We start from the raw sequence: 15,840 nt of genomic DNA, 5'->3' as shown, positions 1-15,840 counted from the left end.
CCAACAATGACAGCGATAGATCAACAAGGGGCGGCATCCGGCCGCCCCGGCGGCTCCTTCGGAGATCGCCTTTCCATGCGCACCAAACGGCTTTTGTGGATCTGGAGCTTTTTGGCGATCCCGATCCTGTTTTACAGCGTCATCCGGTTTTACCCGACACTGCAGGCCTTCTATCTGTCCTTCACCAACTGGGACTTGCTCAGGCCAGCAAAGTTCATCGGCGCCGCCAATTACGTCAAGCTGTTCAAGGATCCGCAATTCTGGAAGGTGTTCAAAAACACCTTCACCTATCTCATCGTCGGCACGCCGATCAGTCTCGTCCTTGCTTTCGTCATCGCCTTTTATCTCGACCGGGTGCGCATTCTGCATGGTTTCATTCGCGCGCTGTATTTCCTGCCCTATCTGACGACTGCAGCGGCCATGGCCTGGGTCTGGCGCTGGTTCTATCAGCCGCCGCCCATCGGCATCATCAACGACGTGTTCGGCATGATCGGCATTCCCCAGCAGCCCTTCATCCGCTCCACCGATCAGGCGCTCTATGCGGTCATGGTGACAGCCATCTGGGCGGGGCTCGGCTTCCAGATCATCATCTTCATGGCCGGCCTGCGTGCGATTCCCACGACATTCTATGAAGCCGCGCGTATCGACGGGTTGGGTGAATGGGCGATCCTGCGCAAGATCACGCTGCCGCTCCTGAAACCTACCACCGTTTTCCTCGTGGTGTTTTCCTCGATCGGTTTCCTGCGGATTTTCGACCAAGTCTATAACATGACCACCAATGATCCGGGCGGGCCGCTTGGCTCCACCAAACCGCTGGTGCTGATGATCTACCAGACTGCGTTCAATTCCTATGCGATGGGGTATGCCGCTGCGCAGACGGTCGTCCTGTTCACCATTCTTCTTGCCGTGTCGCTGGTCCAGCTCTGGGTGCTGAGGGAAAAGAAATGAGCGAAGCGCCGCCACTCTCCCACGCCCGCATCCGCCCCGGCCGCATCGTCGCCTGGACGCTGCTGTTCATCGGCGGCCTGATCATGGTTTCGCCGCTGCTGTTCATGTTCGCGACCTCGTTCAAGACGGCGGATCAGGTCTATGATCTCAGGCTCATTCCCGCGGCACCGACAATTGCGAACTACATGACCGTGATGGCTGATGGCCGTTTCCTGCGCTGGTTCTTCAACTCCATGCTGGTTGCGGTCATCGTTACCGTGTCCAACTGCTTCTTTGACAGTCTTGTCGGCTACACGCTGGCGAAATTCGAGTTCCGCGGTCGTTATTTCATCTTCCTCGCAATCCTCTCGACGCTGATGATACCGACCGAAATGCTCGTCATTCCCTGGTATCTGATGTCCAGTCAGCTCGGCTGGCTCGACAGCTACTGGGGCATCATGTTCCCGGGCATGATGACGGCCTTCGGCACCTTCCTGATGAAGCAGTTCTTCGAGACGGTTCCGAACGACTTCATCGAGGCCGCGCGCGTCGACGGGCTCAACGAATTCCAGATCTGGTGGAAAGTCGCCCTGCCGCTCGTCACACCGGCGCTCTCCGCACTCGCGATCTTCACCTTCCTCGGCAACTGGACAGCCTTCTTCTGGCCACTGATCGTCACGACAAGCAAGGAGCTTTACACGCTGCCGGTCGGTCTTTCGAGCTTTGCCGTGGAACAGCAGATCCAGTGGGAAATGATCATGACGGGCGCCGCCATTGCGACCATCCCCACCCTCATCGTCTTCATCGTCCTGCAACGCTACATCGTTCGCGGTGTGATGCTGGCGGGTCTGAAAGGATAATATCATGGCCGATATGAACCCGCGCCTGTCCGACACCAGCAAGTTTCCCGACCCTGTCTACAAGGAAACCGTGCTGCGCCCGCTGTTCGACGGCGCCAAGAACCACCATGTCGACGGCTTCCGCCGCATCGACCGCGCCCATCTGGTCATGCTGCGCGAAACCGGCATTCTCGATGCCGAAACAGCGGCGAAGATCGCCGGCGCGCTCGACGACATCGACAGGACCATCGAGCCATCGGAGCTGGTCTATACCGGCGAAGTCGAGGATTTCTTCTTCCTGATCGAGAAGGAACTGAAAGCCCGCATCGGCGTCGATGTAGCCGGCCGCCTTCACACGGCGCGTTCACGCAACGATATCGATCACACGCTGTTCAAGATCGGCCTCAAGGACAAGATCGACACGCTCACCGCCAAGGCGCGCGTTCTCTTAAAAGCGCTGATCGATGCCGCCGAGCGCAATCAATCCACCCTGATCGTAGCCTATACGCATGGTCAGCCGGCCCAGCCCACCACCTTCGGCCACTACCTTTCCGCCGCCATCGAAGTGCTGATCCGGGATATCGAGCGTTTTGCCGAAGCGCGACGCATCGTCGATCTGTCGCCGATGGGCGCCGCCGCCATCACCACCTCGGGCTTTCCCATCGACCGGGCGCGGGTTGCCGAATTGCTGGGGTTTGCCGCACCCTTACGCAATTCCTATTCCTGCATCGCCGCCGTGGATTATACAACAGCGACCTATGGCGCCATCGAACTGATGTTCCTGCATCTCGGCCGGCTTATTCAGGATTTCCAGTTCTGGACGAGTTTTGAGGTCGGCCAGATCTATGTACCGAATTCGCTGGTGCAGATTTCCTCGATCATGCCGCAGAAACGCAACCCGGTGCCGATCGAACATCTGCGCCACCTCGCCAGCCAGACATTCGGCCGGGCACGCACGGTGCTGGATGTAATGCACAACACGCCCTTCACCGACATGAATGACAGCGAGGGCGAGACGCAGGGTATGGGTTATGAAGCCTTCACTTCTGCCAGCCGGGTACTCGATCTTCTCGCCAGCCTCGTTGGCCAGATCAGCATCGATCCTGAAAGGGTCGACCAGAATATTCGCCGCTCCTGCATCACCATCACCGAACTGGCGGATTCACTTGTCCGCATCGAAGACCTGTCATTCCGTCAGGCGCACGAAATTGCCGCGACTGTTGCCAAGAGCGTCGTCGCGCTGAAGGGCGATCTGCCGAATGAGGGTTACCAGCCGTTCCTAAAGGCGTTTCGGGAACTGGCAGGACGCGATACCGGCATCGACGAGGAAAAATTCAAGCAGATCGTCTCGCCGGAACACTTTGTCGCCGTGCGCAGCCGCTTCGGCGGCCCGGCGCCTGAACCCATGCGGGAAGCGATTGCGGCATACCGCGACAGGCTCGGCGCTTTTGCGGCGGAAGCACGGCGTTTCGCCGATCACGAAGCGGCGAAAGCCGCCGAACTGGCAAAGAAATTCACCGCCCTGACGGGAGCGCGATAATGGCGACAATCGAACTCAATCAACTCGTGAAGCGCTACGGCAAGGTCGAAGCAGTCAAGGGCATAGACCTTGCCATTGAAGACGGCGAGTTCGTCGTTTTTGTCGGCCCCTCCGGCTGCGGAAAATCCACCACCCTTAGAATGATCGCGGGTCTGGAGGAAATTTCCGACGGCACGCTGAAAATCGGCGGAAACGTCGTCAACGAGAAAGAACCGAAGCAGCGCAACATCGCCATGGTCTTTCAGAATTATGCGATCTACCCGCATATGACGGTTCGCCAGAATATCGGTTTCGGACTTTATACCTCAAAGCTCGACAGGGCGGAAAAGAACCGCCGCATCGAAGAGGCCGGCCGGGTGCTGGGGCTTGAGGCCCTGCTCGACCGCCGTCCTGCCGCTTTGTCGGGCGGTCAGCGGCAGCGCGTCGCCATCGGCCGCGCCATGGTGCGCGATCCTGCTGCCTTTCTTTTCGATGAGCCACTCTCCAATCTAGACGCGCAGTTGAGATCGCAGATGCGCATTGAAATCAAACGCTTGCACCAACGTCTTAAGACGACAACCGTCTACGTCACCCATGATCAGGTGGAAGCCATGACCATGGCGGATCGTATCGTGGTGATGAAGGACGGCCATATATTGCAGGTCGGCACGCCGACGGAACTTTACGAAACACCCGTCGACATCTTTACCGCACGCTTCATAGGCAGCCCCTCGATGAACCTCCTGCGCGGAACCAGCGCCGGCGACAGCGTTGCGCCCTCGGCCACGGGAGACCTTCTGATCGGCGTCAGGCCGCATGATCTTCTGGTCGGCGAGAACGGTGCTGCTCAGGCAACGTTCACGCTTGAGGGAACGGTAACGGCGGTCGAGCCGCTCGGGCCGGAGACGCTTGTTCATCTGGACACCGACACCAGTTCGGTGATCGCCACTGCGCGAAGCAAAACCATTCCGGCCGTCGGCAGCCGGCTGCAATGCCAGGCGGAGCGAGGTTCGCTTTATCTTTTCGACGCCAAGACGGAAAAGCTTCTGGGCCGCGCATGATGACAACGGAAAAAACTGCCGTCATCAGCGTCGGCCGGATCTATTGCGACCTCATTTTCACCGGGCTTGACGAATTGCCGGTGCTCGGCCGGGAACTGTTTGCCCGCGACATGGAAATTGCCGCCGGCGGCGGAGCTTTCATTGCCGCCGCGCATTTCGCCCATATCGGCCGACCCGTTGCGCTGCTGGCAAGGCTCGGCACCGACACATTTTCGCGAGATATCGGTGAGAAAATGGCGCGAAGCGGCGTCGACCTGCAGTTTTTGGAACATTCAGCAGATGCCGGACCGCAAGTCACGGTGGCGACAGTGGTTGGTCAGGACCGGGCATTTTTGACGCGACGCGCCGGTGCCGCCCAGCCTTCGACGCTGGATGCCGCCTTTGCGTGGGAAAACGCCCGGCATCTGCACATCGCCGAATTCGCCACTCTGCATGAGATGCCCGATCTGGTCTCCCGCGCCAAGGCAAGCGGATTGTCCGTTTCGCTCGACCCAAGCTGGGATGCTTCGCTGATCTATGACAAGGGCCTGCTCCAGGCCTGTGCCGGCGTCGACGTTTTTTTGCCGAATCTCGAAGAGGCCGAAGCAATCACTGGTCATTCTGACCCGGAAATCGCGATCCGCGCTTTATCAGAGGCGTTTCCCGTCGTGGCTTTGAAAGGTGGCGCGCAGGGGGCGTGGGTTTCCTCTCAGAGGGGGCTGCGGCATGTAGCGGCCCAGAAAGTCCCGGTTGTAGATACGACCGGCGCAGGCGACGCCTTTAATGCCGGTTTTCTCGATGCGTGGCTTGAGGGACAGGACGAACAGCGATGCCTCAAAGCCGGGGTCGCTGCGGGCAGCCTTGCCGTGCAGGCGGCAGGCGGCGCACCAAGGGCCGCCGCCGCTTGAGGCATCCCGCCTGTTTCACTCTCCCCGCGGGAAACGCTGGTTTTCCTCCAGCACGTTGAGGTCCATGTGGTTGCGCATGTAGCGTTCCGAGGCTTTCTGCAGGGGCTGGTAATCCCATGGATAATAAGCCCCGTTGCGCAATGCCTTGTAGACCACCCAGCGCCGCGCCTGACTTTCGCGAACGGCAGCGTCGAAGACCGGCAATTGCCAGCGCCGACCAATCTCGGCGGAAAGCGATGAAAGCACATCGGTGAAAGCCGGATCGCCGGCAAGGTTCGTGCGCTCTTCCGGATCAGCCTCAAGATCGTAAAGCAGCGGCGGATCGGCTTCGCAAACCGACAGCTTGTAGCGCCCATCGCGAAGGGCAACGAGCGGTGCTATCGAGCCTTCGGCGGCATATTCCATCGGCACCGGGCCACGCCCGCCGGTTCCCTTGGCAAGCGCCGCCAGATCCTCGCCATCCGTCCAGCGTTTGAGCGAAGTGATATCGAGACCCGCCAGCCCGCACAGCGTCGGCGTGACATCGAGTGTCGAGACCGGCGTGTCGATCAAAGCCGGCTGCCAGCCGGGTGCGGCCAACATCAGCGGTACACGAGCGGAGCCTTCGAAGAAACACATCTTGAACCACAGGCCACGCTCGCCCAGCATATCGCCATGGTCCGACAGGAAGAGAATGATGGTGTCTTCCTCCATCCGTGTCGCTTTCAACACGTCGAGGATTTCGCCGATCTTTTCGTCGATATAGGAGATATTGGCGAAATAACCGCGCCGTGCCCGGCGTATCTTCTCGCCTGTGATCTCGAATGCCCCATGATCGCAGGCCTCCAGCAGCCGCTTCGAATGCGGGTCCTGTTCCTCGAAGGCAATCGCCTGCGACTGCGGATCGAGCGCCGGGCAGTCCTCGTATAGATCCCAGAACTTGCGCCGCGCCACATAGGGATCGTGCGGATGGGTGAAGCTGACAGTCAGGCACCACGGCCGCTCATCGAGCCGGCGCGACAGGTCGTAAAGCTTGCGGGTGGCGTTGTAGGCCACCTCGTCATCATATTCCATCTGGTTAGTGATTTCCGCGACACCAGCGCCGGTCACCGAACCGAGATTGTGATACCACCAGTCGATCCGCTCGCCCGGCTTGGTATAATCAGGCGTCCAGCCGAAATCAGCCGGATAGATATCCGTCGTCAGGCGCTCCTCGAAGCCATGCAGCTGGTCCGGGCCGACGAAATGCATCTTTCCCGAAAGACCGGTGTAGTAACCCGCCGCCCGCAGGTGATGCGCATAGGTCGGAATATCGGAAGCGAATTCGGCGGCATTGTCATAGACCCGTGTCCGGCTTGGCAACTGCCCGGACATGAAGGAGGCGCGCGCCGGCGCGCAGAGCGGACTTGCCGTATAGGTATTGGCGAAGCGCACAGAGCGCTTCGCCAATGTTTTGAGATGTGGTGCGTGGAGAAAATCGGCCGGGCCATCGGGAAAAAACGTCCCGTTGAATTGGTCGGCCATCAGGATCAGAATATTGGGACGCGGCATTTCCACTTTCCGATTTTAGAGGCCAAGCTTGCCTTTGACGGCGTCCGCACCCGGCTTGCCATCCAGCGTGGTGACACCCTGCAGCCAGCCATCCAGCGATTTGGGATTGGCCTTCAGCCAGGCCGTCGCCGCGGCCTTGGAATCTTCGCCGCCGAGGATGGAACCCATCAGGCTGTTTTCCATGCCAATATCGAATTTGAGGTTCTTGAACAGCGTCGCCGCATTCGGGCATTGCTGCGGCCAGCCGGTGCGGGCGAGCGTGTAGACTTCCGCGCCGCCGAAATTCGGGCCGAAATAGGCGTCACCGCCAGAGAGATAGGCGATATCGATCTTCTCATTCATCGGATGCGGCGCCCAGGCAAGGAAGACCACGGCCTTCTTGTCCCTGCCTGCCCGTTCCACCTGCGCCAGCATGGCCTGTTCGCCGGATTCGACGAGCTGCCATCCTTTCAGGCCGAAATCATTGGCGTCGATGATCTTCTGGATATTCTGGTTGGCCGGCGCGCCCGGCTCGATGCCGTAAATCTTGCTTTCGAACTCATCGGCGTGTTTGGCGAGATCGGCGAAATCCTTCACGCCCTTTTCCGCCATATAGGCCGGCACCGCCAGCGTGAACTTGGCGCCTTCGAGGTTCTTCGTCATCACCTCGGCCGCCTTGGCGGCATCAAGATCATCTACGAAGGATTTCTGCGCCGGCATCCAGTTGCCGAGAAAAACGTCGATTTCACCGTTCTTCATCGCCTGATAGCCGATCGGCACTGACAGCGTCTTGACGTCGGCTTCATAACCCAAGGCATCCAGCAGCACGGACGCGACACCATTGGTGGCGGTGATGTCGGTCCAGCCGGGATCGCTGAGGCGGATGGTCTTGCAGGCCGCGTCATCGGCCGCCTGAAGCGGGGTGGAGAAGGCTGCCACCGACAGAATGAGACCGGCGGCGATGCGATGCAGATGAGAAATGGTTTTCATTGCGGCTCCCCTTTTATCAATCCAGTTTATTGAACACCACGTTGCTTTTGCCTGTGAAGCGGGTATTTTTCGATGGTTGATATAAGGAATTTTAATGTCAGACCGGCCGCTCGATCTGGGATGGATGCGCATTTTCACCGAGGTTGCCCGCCGCGGCAGCCTGACGGCGGCGGCGGCATCCCTGCGGCTGACGCAGCCAGCCGTCAGCTATCAGATCCGCAAGCTTGAGGATGAGTTGGGCGTAATCCTCATCCGGCGCAGACATCGTGGCATCGAACTGACGGCCGAGGGACAAAAACTGTTCGAGATTGTTTCACGCAATGTCGACGCCATCGACCTTCTCGCACAACAGCTTCGCCGGACGGAGGAACGGCAGACGATCCGCCTGCACACGGACTATGCCTTTTCTTCCTTATGGCTCATCCCGCGCATGCATGGCTTTCGAACGCTCAATCCGGATATCAATATCCAGATCGTCGCCACGCAGGATCCGCTGGGCCAGGGCAAGCACGATAGCGACGTGATGATCATTTTCGGCACGCGGCAGGAGGCCGGCGACGGCGCGGTGCTGCTGCTTTCGGAAAAGGTCACGCCGGTCTGCTCGCCTGCCCTGCTGACCGAGACACCGGCACCCGCAACCGTTGCGGATTTTTCGCGACGGAAGCTCATTCACCTCGAAAACACCTCGCAAGCGCACTGGTTCGACTGGCCTTCCTACTTCAAGCATTTCGGCGTGCAGAGACCGGCCGACCACGATGGCGGCGACATCAGCTTCAACAATTACACCATGGTGGTGCAGGCAACCATTGGCGAGCAGGGTTTCGCGCTCGGCTGGGCCGGACTGGTCGATCCGTTGCTTCAGGCCGGCGTGCTGGTGACGGCAGGCCCAAGCCTCGATGCACCGGGGCGCGGCTACTGGCTGATGCGACCGAAAAGCAGCGACAGCGCGGTGAGAAAACTCACCGGCTGGCTGATCGACGAGCGGCGGTAACGCCGCCCGCCAGCTTGTACCGTTTCCTGTTCAGATCGGATAATGCAGCGGTCCGTCCTGCATCGTGACCCAGCGTAGCTCTGTGAATTCCGCAATGCCCGCCGTGCCGCCGAAGCGGCCGTAGCCGGAGGCCTTAACCCCGCCGAAGGGCATCTGCGCTTCATCGTGAACGGTTGGACCGTTGATGTGGCATATGCCGCTTTCTATACGGGCGGCAATGGTCAGCGCCCGTGCCTGATCCCTACCGAAAATCGCAGCGGAGAGGCCGAACTCGGTTTCATTGGCAATGCTTACCGCCTCATCGATGCTGCCGGCTCTGATGATGGAAACGACCGGACCGAAACTTTCCTCCGAATAGAGCCGCATGGCGGGGGTGACGCCATCGACGGCAATCGCATCCAGCATCGTGCCGTTGCCGCCGCCACCGGCGACCTGCCGTGCACCCTTGGAGACGGCGTCATCCACCAGCGCCCGAATGCGCGAGGTTGCTTCGGCGCTGACCAGCGAGCCGAGCGGTGTTTTGCCCTCACGCGGGTCGCCAGCCGTGAGGCTCGACGCTTTTTTGGCGAAGGCCTCCACAAACGCATCGGCGACGCTGTCGAGCACGATGATGCGTTCCGTCGACATGCAGATCTGGCCCTGGTTCATGTATGCGCCGAAAGCCGCAGCCGCGACAGCTGCGTCGATATCTGCATCGTCAAGCACAATGAACGGCGCCTTGCCGCCAAGCTCCAGCAGCGCGGGTTTCAGATAACGGCCGGCCGTTTCGGCAATCATCCGGCCGACACGGGTCGAGCCGGTGAAATTCACGCGTCTGACGGCGGGGTGTGCGATCAGCGTATCGACGATCTTTGCGGCATCTTCCGGCGCGTTGGAGACGGCGTTGAGCACGCCCTTGGGCAGACCGGCGGAAGCGACCGCCTCAATGATCAGCGCATGGGTGCGTGGGCAGAGTTCCGAGGTCTTCATCACCACCGTATTGCCGCAGGCAAGCGGCGTGGCGATGGAGCGCACGCCGAGAATAACCGGCGCGTTCCACGGCGCGATGGACAGCACAACGCCCGCCGGCTGGCGCAGCGCCATCGCCATGGTTCCCGGACGGTTGGACGGAATGATCTCGCCCTTGATCTGGGTGGTCAGGCTTGCGGCCTCCACCAGCATATCGCTTGCCAGTTTGACGTTGAAACCGGCCCAGGCGTCGGTTGCGCCGATCTCTTCCTTCATCGCCTGGGTAATATCGGGCCCTGCGGCCAGAAGCGCCTGCGCAGCGGCCAGAAGCAGGCGACGGCGTTCACCGGGCGGCGTTGCCGACCAGACCGGGAAAGCGGCCGCCGCGGCATCGGCCGCACGGGTAGCGTCCTCCACTGTTGCCGCCGCAGCACTCGTCGCCACGTCGCCGGTAATGGGGTTGCTGCGTTCGAAGCGTTTGCCGCTTGTGGCCGGGCAATGGTCGCCACCGATGAAAAGATTGACAGTCTGCATGATCTTCCTCCTGAATTCAGACAATGGCGGCGGTGGTGCCGCCAAGAAACGCCCGTTGCACGGCGGGATCGGCGGACAGGGCTTCAGCCGTGCCTGCCCCGACAATCCGTCCTGCTTCCAGCAAATAACCGCGATCGGCAAGCGCGAGGCTTTCGCGCACATTCTGCTCTACGAGCAGAATGGAAAGGCCGCTTTTCTTGATCTCCGCCAAAGCGGTAAAAAGTTCCTGTGTAACGATGGGCGCAAGACCAAGGCTCGGTTCATCCAGCAGCAGATAATCTGGTGCCGACATCAACGCGCGGCCGATGGCGACCATCTGCTGCTCGCCGCCGGACATGGTGCCGGCAAGCTGCTGCCGCCGCTCCGCAAGCCGCGGAAACAGCGAAAAAATATGCTCTCTTGTCGTCTTTTCCGCTGAACGGGCATGGCGCGGATTGGCTCCGAGACGGAGATTGTCTTCCACCGTCAACGCCGCGAAAATTCCGCGCCCCTCCGGCACCAGCGCCACACCCCGCTCCACGATCTGATGGGCGGGAACCTCGGCAAGCGACTCGCCATTGACGCGCACGTCGCCGGCGGCTGCCGCAACCATGCCGCCGACCGCCTTCAGCAGTGACGACTTGCCGGCTCCATTGGCACCGAGCAGCACCACCGTTTCGCCCTTGGCGACATTGAGCGATATGCCGTCAACCGCGAGATGTTTGCCGTAGCGGATTGTCAGTGCGTCTATTTCAAGCATGTGCCGCTCCCAGATAGGCGGAAATGACGTGCGGATCGTCAAGCACCCTCGCCGTCGGCCCGTCGGCAATCTTGCGACCGGCCGCCATGACCACCGAGCGCGAGCAAAGGGCGCGCACGGCGGCCATGATATGTTCCACCAGCAAGATCGTCGTACCCTCCGATGCCAGCCGCCGGATCAGCGCTATTCCCTCCTGAAGTTCGGTGGGATTGAGGCCCGCGAGCCATTCATCCAGCAACAGAAGCTTCGGTTCACCCGCCAGCGCACGCGCCAGTTCAAGGCGTTTCTGGTCAATATAGGTGAGATCGCCAGCCGGCATCGTCTCCCGCCCGGCAAGACCAATCCTTTCAAGGCAGGCGCGCGCAACCTTCTCCGCCTCGGGACGCGGAAGCCGTTGCGGGCCGAACATGGCCGATACGGCAACGTTTTCGAGTAGGGAAAGCGAAGGCAAAAGCCGCACGAGCTGGAAGGTGCGCGCCACGCCGGCGCGCGCAATCACATCCGGCCGTCTGCCCGCAATCTCCTGCCCTTTGAGCCGGATCGACCCTTCGGTCGGCTTCAACGCCCCGGAGATGAGATTCATCAGCGTCGTCTTGCCGGAACCGTTCGGCCCAAGCAGCCCGACGACTTCGCCGGCCTCGATGGTAAGACCAAGGCCATCCACCGCCTTCAGCCCGCCGAAGGTCTTGCGGATATCGGTGATTTCGAGAACGGCGCTCATGCGGCTTTCTCCTTTTTGCGCAACTTCTCGAGCGCCGCGAGCACGCCATCCGGCAGCACGAACACGATGAGGATGAAGAGAGCGCCGAGAATGATGGAAAAATGATTGGGGAAGTTGGCACCCAGCCACTCGAACAGCAGGAAAAGCGGCACCGCACCGAGGATCGGTCCCCAGCGTCGTGTGGCACCACCAAGCAGTGCCATGATGACGGTGAGGAACGAGACCTGCGGATTGAAGACGATGGCCGGCTCGATATAGACCCAGCGCGGGGCCTGAATGGCACCGACAAGCGTGATGATCGTGGCCGACAGCACGAAAAGCGTCAGCTTGGTGCGTGCGAGATTAATGCCGGCATGGGCGGCCACAACCTCGTCGTCGCCGATTGCCTTCAGCGCCAGTCCGAGCTTGCTGCGGTCGATGAGCGTCGACAGCAGGAGGGTAATGACAGCCAACGCCAGCAATTGCCAGAGCACATGCTGCGGCTCCAGCGGCAGGAAGATATAGCGGCCGAGCGTGCCGGTCACATTCACCTCGTACCAGGTGATGAGCTGGCGGATGAGTTCGGCAAGACCGAAGGAAAAGATCACGAAATAAATGCCGGCGACGCGCAGTGTGGACAGCCCGACGACGAGCGCCAGCGACGCGCCGACAAGGGCCGCACTCAGGAGGACGAGCGGCCATGGTAAGACTTCGCTCAGCACCGCAACCGTATAGGCCCCGACACCGAAGAACGCGACGGTGGCGAGCGAAATATACCGCGTCGGACCGGAGAACATCGCCCAGGCGGAGGCAAGCGTCGCATAACCGAGAAGGCCGATGACGACGCCCACACCATAGGCATCGAAAAAGAAGGGCGAAAGCGCCAGCAGCGCGGCTGCGGCAAGGCCGATGAGAAGCGGGATCATTTGCCCCTCCTTGCGAAAATGCCTTCCGGACGCCAGAGCAGCACCACAAGGAAAAGCAGATAGGTGGCGGCAAGCGTGAGGCCGGGATCAACGTAAACGAGTACGAAGGTCTCCACGAGGCCAAGCAGCAGGCCGGCAACCAGCGCGCCGAGCAGATTGCCAACACCGCCCATGATGACGACGACAAGCGCCTTCATGGTGAAGACAACGCCATAGGAGGCGGAAAAAGTCTGATACATAGAGATCATCACCCCGCCTGCCACGGCGAGTGCGCCGCCAAGCGCAAAACCGATCGAGGCCACGCGGTTCACATCGATGCCGACCAGCGGCGCGGATTTGGGCGCCAGCGCGACCGCCCGCAGGTTGAGGCCCCAGCGGCTGTGGGTGAGCGTCAGATATAGCCCGCCACCGATTGCGATCGACAGGCCGAAGGACAAGAGCCGGTTCAGCGCCACTGTCGTGCCGAAGACGTCGACGCCATCGGAGAGATAGGAATAGGAATGGTAGTTGCCGCCGAACGCCACGAGCATGATGCCCTGGATAACGAAGAGCAGCCCGAAGGTCGCCAGAATGGAATCGACTTCCAGACGGCCGGACGCGCCCGAACGGCGCACCAGCGGCCGCATCATGACCCGGTAGATGACGAAAGACAGGGCGTAACCGAGCGGAACGATGATGAAAAGCGACCAGAGCGGCGACAGGCCATAGGCGGAAAACAGCACGAAGGTGATGAAGGCAGCCGCAATCAGCACTTCGCCATAGGCAAGGTTCATGATGCGGGCGATGCCATATTGCAGCGAAAGTCCAAGCGCGATCAGCGCATAGGTCCCTCCCAGCATCAAACCGAAGATGAGGGTGGATAAAAACAAGGGAATGTCTCCAGTATGGAACATGGCCGAAGCCTGCCGGCCGGGGTTTACGGCCCCGCCCGGCAAAGGCTCACCATTGCGGCTTCGGAATGACCGGCTTCGCCGCCCCCGGGCGGTCTGCCGGCGCAATCGCCACGAAACGGTCACCCTGCCATTGCCCCGCCCACCAGAGCTCGCGAAGCTGGTTGTCTTCAAGCTTGACCGGGCCGATCACAGTCTCGAAGCTTCCTGTCGAAAGCTCATTTGCCACTGCCGCCTTGTCGAGGCCGACGCGATGGATGGACTGGGCCAGCATTTCGAGGCTCGCATAGGTGATGGCGCTTGCCCAGCTGTCCGGCTTGGCGCCGATGAAGGCTTCGTGGCGCTTGAAATAATCCTCGATCTTGTCGCTGCTGCCATCGACGCCGCCGATGCTGATCACGCCTTCCTGCTTGCCATCGGAGACCTTCGGGAAGATCGGAAAAGCACCGCCGACACCGACATAAAGAACCTTCGGGTTGAATCGCGCGGTCTGCGCCTGTTTCGTCACCGCGAAACTGTCGGGCGGATAGGAAAAGGCAATGAAGCTGTCCGCGCCGCTCGCCGCCGCCTCGTTCACAAGTGCTGCGAAATCCGAGGTGCCGACCGGATAGGTCTTGTCGTAAGCAAGCGTGAAACCCGCTTCCTTCAGCGCCGGCCGCGCGGCCTTGATGAGATCGATGCCGAAACCGTCAGCCACGGAAATCACCGCGACCTTGTCGTTGATCTGGCCGGCATCGCGTGCGGCTTTCAAAACATCGGCCAGTGCATTGGCATAGTCATGGCCGCCGCCGAGCATCCAGAAGCTCTTTTTCCAGCGTGCCGCGAAATCGGGCGCCTTGTCGGTGACGCCCGTCACCGCAAGCTGCGGATAACCGAAACGGTCGTAGAGCGGAGCGACGGCCAGATTGAAGCCCGTTCCCCAGGGCGGCAGAATGAAATCGACCTTGTCTTGGCTGGCCAGACGCTCGGTGAACCGCACCGCATCCTCGGCCGAGGAGCGGTCGTCATATTCCACCACTTCCACCGGCAGGCGCTTGCCATCCGGCAGGGTGAGGCCGCCGGCATCGTTGACCTCTTTCACCCATAATTTGTAGTTGGGAATGGTGGTGATGCCGGCGCCCGTGGCGTTGGCGCCGCTTTTTGAGACGGCGTAACCGATCTTCACCGAGGTGCGGTCCTGCGCATTGGCGTGACCGAAAAATACCGCCGACAGGGCAGCACTGGAGAGCAGGCAGAACAGCGTTCTGCGCTTCAGATTATTCATGATGTTCCTCCCAAAGCGCGTTGTCGGGGTTGCCGTTCTCCTCAAGGCTTCCCCTGCGCTGATCGAAGTTTAGCAATGACAGCCGCATATAAAATGCACTAATGTAGCGCATTATTGTACTTTTGGAGGTCGAATGCCGTTGCACAGCCAGATCGCCGGCAATCGCGTGGAGATCACGGCGCGCACCCTCGCCTCGACGCTGCGCATATCCGAGTTCCGGCTGGAATCGGATAGCGCCCATCTCCTTCTCCTGTCCGCCGGGGAAGCGGAAATCATACAGGGTGAAAAGACGCTGCCTGTCCCGGCACCGGGGCTGATCTGGCTGCCCATCGGTCCTAACGGCCGCCTACGGCTGAATGCCGGAAGCCGTGGATCGCTGCTTAAGACGACGGAAATCGGGCTTGCCCATGCGATGCCCACCGGCACGAGCGCAAGCGCTGTTCGCAATATATTGCAACGTGTTCTGACGCAGACGCCGGCGGAGAGGGACCGGCAGGAACTGGCGGGTTATCTCGAGACCATCGCCAGCGAAAATGTCCGCGCGACAACCGGTTCAGACACGATCATCACCAGCCTCCTCTCCGTCACCCTCATTCGCATATGCCAGCACGCCATCGCCGATATTGCCGCAGCCGTCTCCACGCCTGGCAGCCTCACCGAGCGTTTTGTGCTGCTGGTCAGCCAGCACAAACGTGATCAATGGGGCGTGGAAGACTATGCGAGGCAACTCGGCGTCAACCGTGAACGGCTGGGATTTGCGGTGCGCAAGGCGACGGGGCTTTCGCCGCAGGCCTATATTCACCGGGAACTGCTGTCCGAAGCGCGCGACCTTCTTGTGAACTCATCGCTGCAAGTCGCTGAAATCGCATTCCGATTGGGCTTTCAGGACCCCGGCTACTTCAATCGCTTCTTCACCCGCAACGAGGGCACGTCTCCCGGCCGTTTCAGGAGAACGGCAACGCGAATGCAGAAGGTTCCGCCGCCATCTTATGCGGCCTGGCCGTGATGGCTTGGCATAAGGATGTAATGTCCCTGGCCTATTGCTATCATTACAGTCCGGCCGCCTTCCTGTGCTGCCTGACTGGCAGCATCTTTCACATACCCGATTTCGGTTTT

General features: G+C 60.6%; 15 protein-coding genes. 7 read left to right on the top strand and 8 right to left on the bottom strand.

The features are described from left to right. Positions 1 to 6: 6 nt before the first annotated feature. The 5 genes from O9X91_RS19415 to O9X91_RS19395 are packed head-to-tail and all read left to right on the top strand — an operon-like array spanning position 7 to position 5,233. Positions 7 to 948: a carbohydrate ABC transporter permease gene (locus O9X91_RS19415; protein WP_269833895.1), complete on the top strand. Its 942-nt coding sequence runs from the start codon at positions 7 to 9 to the stop codon at positions 946 to 948. After that, positions 945 to 1,787, top strand: a complete 843-nt coding sequence (locus O9X91_RS19410; RefSeq protein WP_269826694.1) for a carbohydrate ABC transporter permease — start codon at positions 945 to 947, stop codon at positions 1,785 to 1,787. The genes O9X91_RS19415 and O9X91_RS19410 overlap by 4 nt, the downstream gene beginning before the upstream one ends. 4 nt (positions 1,788 to 1,791) lie before the next feature. After that, positions 1,792 to 3,306, top strand: a complete 1,515-nt coding sequence (argH, locus tag O9X91_RS19405; RefSeq protein WP_269833896.1) for an argininosuccinate lyase — start codon at positions 1,792 to 1,794, stop codon at positions 3,304 to 3,306. Continuing rightward, a complete protein-coding gene (locus tag O9X91_RS19400; protein WP_269833897.1) occupies positions 3,306 to 4,346 on the top strand; it encodes an ABC transporter ATP-binding protein in 1,041 nt (346 codons plus the stop codon). The genes argH and O9X91_RS19400 overlap by 1 nt, the downstream gene beginning before the upstream one ends. Continuing rightward, a complete protein-coding gene (locus tag O9X91_RS19395) occupies positions 4,343 to 5,233 on the top strand; it encodes a carbohydrate kinase family protein (protein WP_269833898.1) in 891 nt (296 codons plus the stop codon). Before O9X91_RS19400 ends, O9X91_RS19395 begins: the two co-directional genes overlap by 4 nt. Positions 5,234 to 5,248: 15 nt before the next feature. Here O9X91_RS19395 and betC read toward each other — a convergent pair whose 3' ends face one another. Both betC and O9X91_RS19385 read right to left on the bottom strand, forming a co-directional pair. Further along, positions 5,249 to 6,763: a choline-sulfatase gene (betC, locus tag O9X91_RS19390; protein ID WP_269833899.1), complete on the bottom strand. Its 1,515-nt coding sequence runs from the start codon at positions 6,761 to 6,763 to the stop codon at positions 5,249 to 5,251. 15 nt (positions 6,764 to 6,778) lie between these two features. Beyond that, positions 6,779 to 7,732: a choline ABC transporter substrate-binding protein gene (locus tag O9X91_RS19385; protein ID WP_149148149.1), complete on the bottom strand. Its 954-nt coding sequence runs from the start codon at positions 7,730 to 7,732 to the stop codon at positions 6,779 to 6,781. A 94-nt stretch (positions 7,733 to 7,826) separates the two neighbouring features. Here O9X91_RS19385 and O9X91_RS19380 point away from each other — a divergent pair, with 94 nt between their 5' ends. Beyond that, positions 7,827 to 8,723: a choline sulfate utilization transcriptional regulator gene (locus O9X91_RS19380; protein ID WP_269833900.1), complete on the top strand. Its 897-nt coding sequence runs from the start codon at positions 7,827 to 7,829 to the stop codon at positions 8,721 to 8,723. A gap of 30 nt (positions 8,724 to 8,753) precedes the next feature. Here the strand turns inward: O9X91_RS19380 and O9X91_RS19375 are convergent, their stop codons facing one another. The 6 genes from O9X91_RS19375 to O9X91_RS19350 all read right to left on the bottom strand — a co-directional run bounded on the left by O9X91_RS19375 (position 8,754) and on the right by O9X91_RS19350 (position 14,724). Next, the gene (locus O9X91_RS19375) at positions 8,754 to 10,205 is read right to left on the bottom strand and encodes an aldehyde dehydrogenase (RefSeq protein ID WP_142913863.1); all 1,452 of its coding nucleotides are present in this window, start codon (positions 10,203 to 10,205) and stop codon (positions 8,754 to 8,756) included. 16 nt (positions 10,206 to 10,221) lie between these two features. Then, a complete protein-coding gene (locus O9X91_RS19370; RefSeq protein WP_142913864.1) occupies positions 10,222 to 10,944 on the bottom strand; it encodes an ABC transporter ATP-binding protein in 723 nt (240 codons plus the stop codon). Continuing rightward, a complete protein-coding gene (locus O9X91_RS19365; protein ID WP_142913865.1) occupies positions 10,937 to 11,665 on the bottom strand; it encodes an ABC transporter ATP-binding protein in 729 nt (242 codons plus the stop codon). Before O9X91_RS19365 ends, O9X91_RS19370 begins: the two co-directional genes overlap by 8 nt. After that, entirely contained in the window at positions 11,662 to 12,570 is a 909-nt protein-coding gene (locus O9X91_RS19360) for a branched-chain amino acid ABC transporter permease (protein WP_142913866.1), read from the bottom strand. The genes O9X91_RS19365 and O9X91_RS19360 overlap by 4 nt, the downstream gene beginning before the upstream one ends. Continuing rightward, a complete protein-coding gene (locus O9X91_RS19355) occupies positions 12,567 to 13,439 on the bottom strand; it encodes a branched-chain amino acid ABC transporter permease (protein WP_142913894.1) in 873 nt (290 codons plus the stop codon). Before O9X91_RS19355 ends, O9X91_RS19360 begins: the two co-directional genes overlap by 4 nt. Positions 13,440 to 13,509: 70 nt before the next feature. Continuing rightward, the gene (locus tag O9X91_RS19350) at positions 13,510 to 14,724 is read right to left on the bottom strand and encodes an amino acid ABC transporter substrate-binding protein (RefSeq protein ID WP_142913867.1); all 1,215 of its coding nucleotides are present in this window, start codon (positions 14,722 to 14,724) and stop codon (positions 13,510 to 13,512) included. Between the two features lie 133 nt (positions 14,725 to 14,857). Here O9X91_RS19350 and O9X91_RS19345 point away from each other — a divergent pair, with 133 nt between their 5' ends. Further along, the gene (locus tag O9X91_RS19345) at positions 14,858 to 15,730 is read left to right on the top strand and encodes a helix-turn-helix domain-containing protein (protein ID WP_142913868.1); all 873 of its coding nucleotides are present in this window, start codon (positions 14,858 to 14,860) and stop codon (positions 15,728 to 15,730) included. Positions 15,731 to 15,840 lie beyond the last annotated feature (110 nt).

Source organism: Agrobacterium salinitolerans, assembly GCF_027498475.1.
Classification (GTDB): Bacteria; Pseudomonadota; Alphaproteobacteria; order Rhizobiales; family Rhizobiaceae; genus Agrobacterium; species Agrobacterium salinitolerans.
The sequence above is the reverse complement of the archived record's forward strand: the minus strand, read 5'-3'. Positions and strand labels throughout refer to the sequence as shown.

Bases quoted from the DNA above. Each gene is read 5' to 3' on its own strand.
- O9X91_RS19415 (WP_269833895.1), top strand. From the start codon at position 7: ATGACAGCGATAGATCAACAAGGGGCGGCATCCGGCCGCCCCGGCGGC.
- O9X91_RS19410 (WP_269826694.1), top strand. From the start codon at position 945: ATGAGCGAAGCGCCGCCACTCTCCCACGCCCGCATCCGCCCCGGCCGC.
- argH (WP_269833896.1), top strand. From the start codon at position 1,792: ATGGCCGATATGAACCCGCGCCTGTCCGACACCAGCAAGTTTCCCGAC.
- O9X91_RS19400 (WP_269833897.1), top strand. From the start codon at position 3,306: ATGGCGACAATCGAACTCAATCAACTCGTGAAGCGCTACGGCAAGGTC.
- O9X91_RS19395 (WP_269833898.1), top strand. From the start codon at position 4,343: ATGATGACAACGGAAAAAACTGCCGTCATCAGCGTCGGCCGGATCTAT.
- betC (WP_269833899.1), bottom strand. From the start codon at position 6,763: ATGCCGCGTCCCAATATTCTGATCCTGATGGCCGACCAATTCAACGGG.
- O9X91_RS19385 (WP_149148149.1), bottom strand. From the start codon at position 7,732: ATGAAAACCATTTCTCATCTGCATCGCATCGCCGCCGGTCTCATTCTG.
- O9X91_RS19380 (WP_269833900.1), top strand. From the start codon at position 7,827: ATGTCAGACCGGCCGCTCGATCTGGGATGGATGCGCATTTTCACCGAG.
- O9X91_RS19375 (WP_142913863.1), bottom strand. From the start codon at position 10,205: ATGCAGACTGTCAATCTTTTCATCGGTGGCGACCATTGCCCGGCCACA.
- O9X91_RS19370 (WP_142913864.1), bottom strand. From the start codon at position 10,944: ATGCTTGAAATAGACGCACTGACAATCCGCTACGGCAAACATCTCGCG.
- O9X91_RS19365 (WP_142913865.1), bottom strand. From the start codon at position 11,665: ATGAGCGCCGTTCTCGAAATCACCGATATCCGCAAGACCTTCGGCGGG.
- O9X91_RS19360 (WP_142913866.1), bottom strand. From the start codon at position 12,570: ATGATCCCGCTTCTCATCGGCCTTGCCGCAGCCGCGCTGCTGGCGCTT.
- O9X91_RS19350 (WP_142913867.1), bottom strand. From the start codon at position 14,724: ATGAATAATCTGAAGCGCAGAACGCTGTTCTGCCTGCTCTCCAGTGCT.
- O9X91_RS19345 (WP_142913868.1), top strand. From the start codon at position 14,858: ATGCCGTTGCACAGCCAGATCGCCGGCAATCGCGTGGAGATCACGGCG.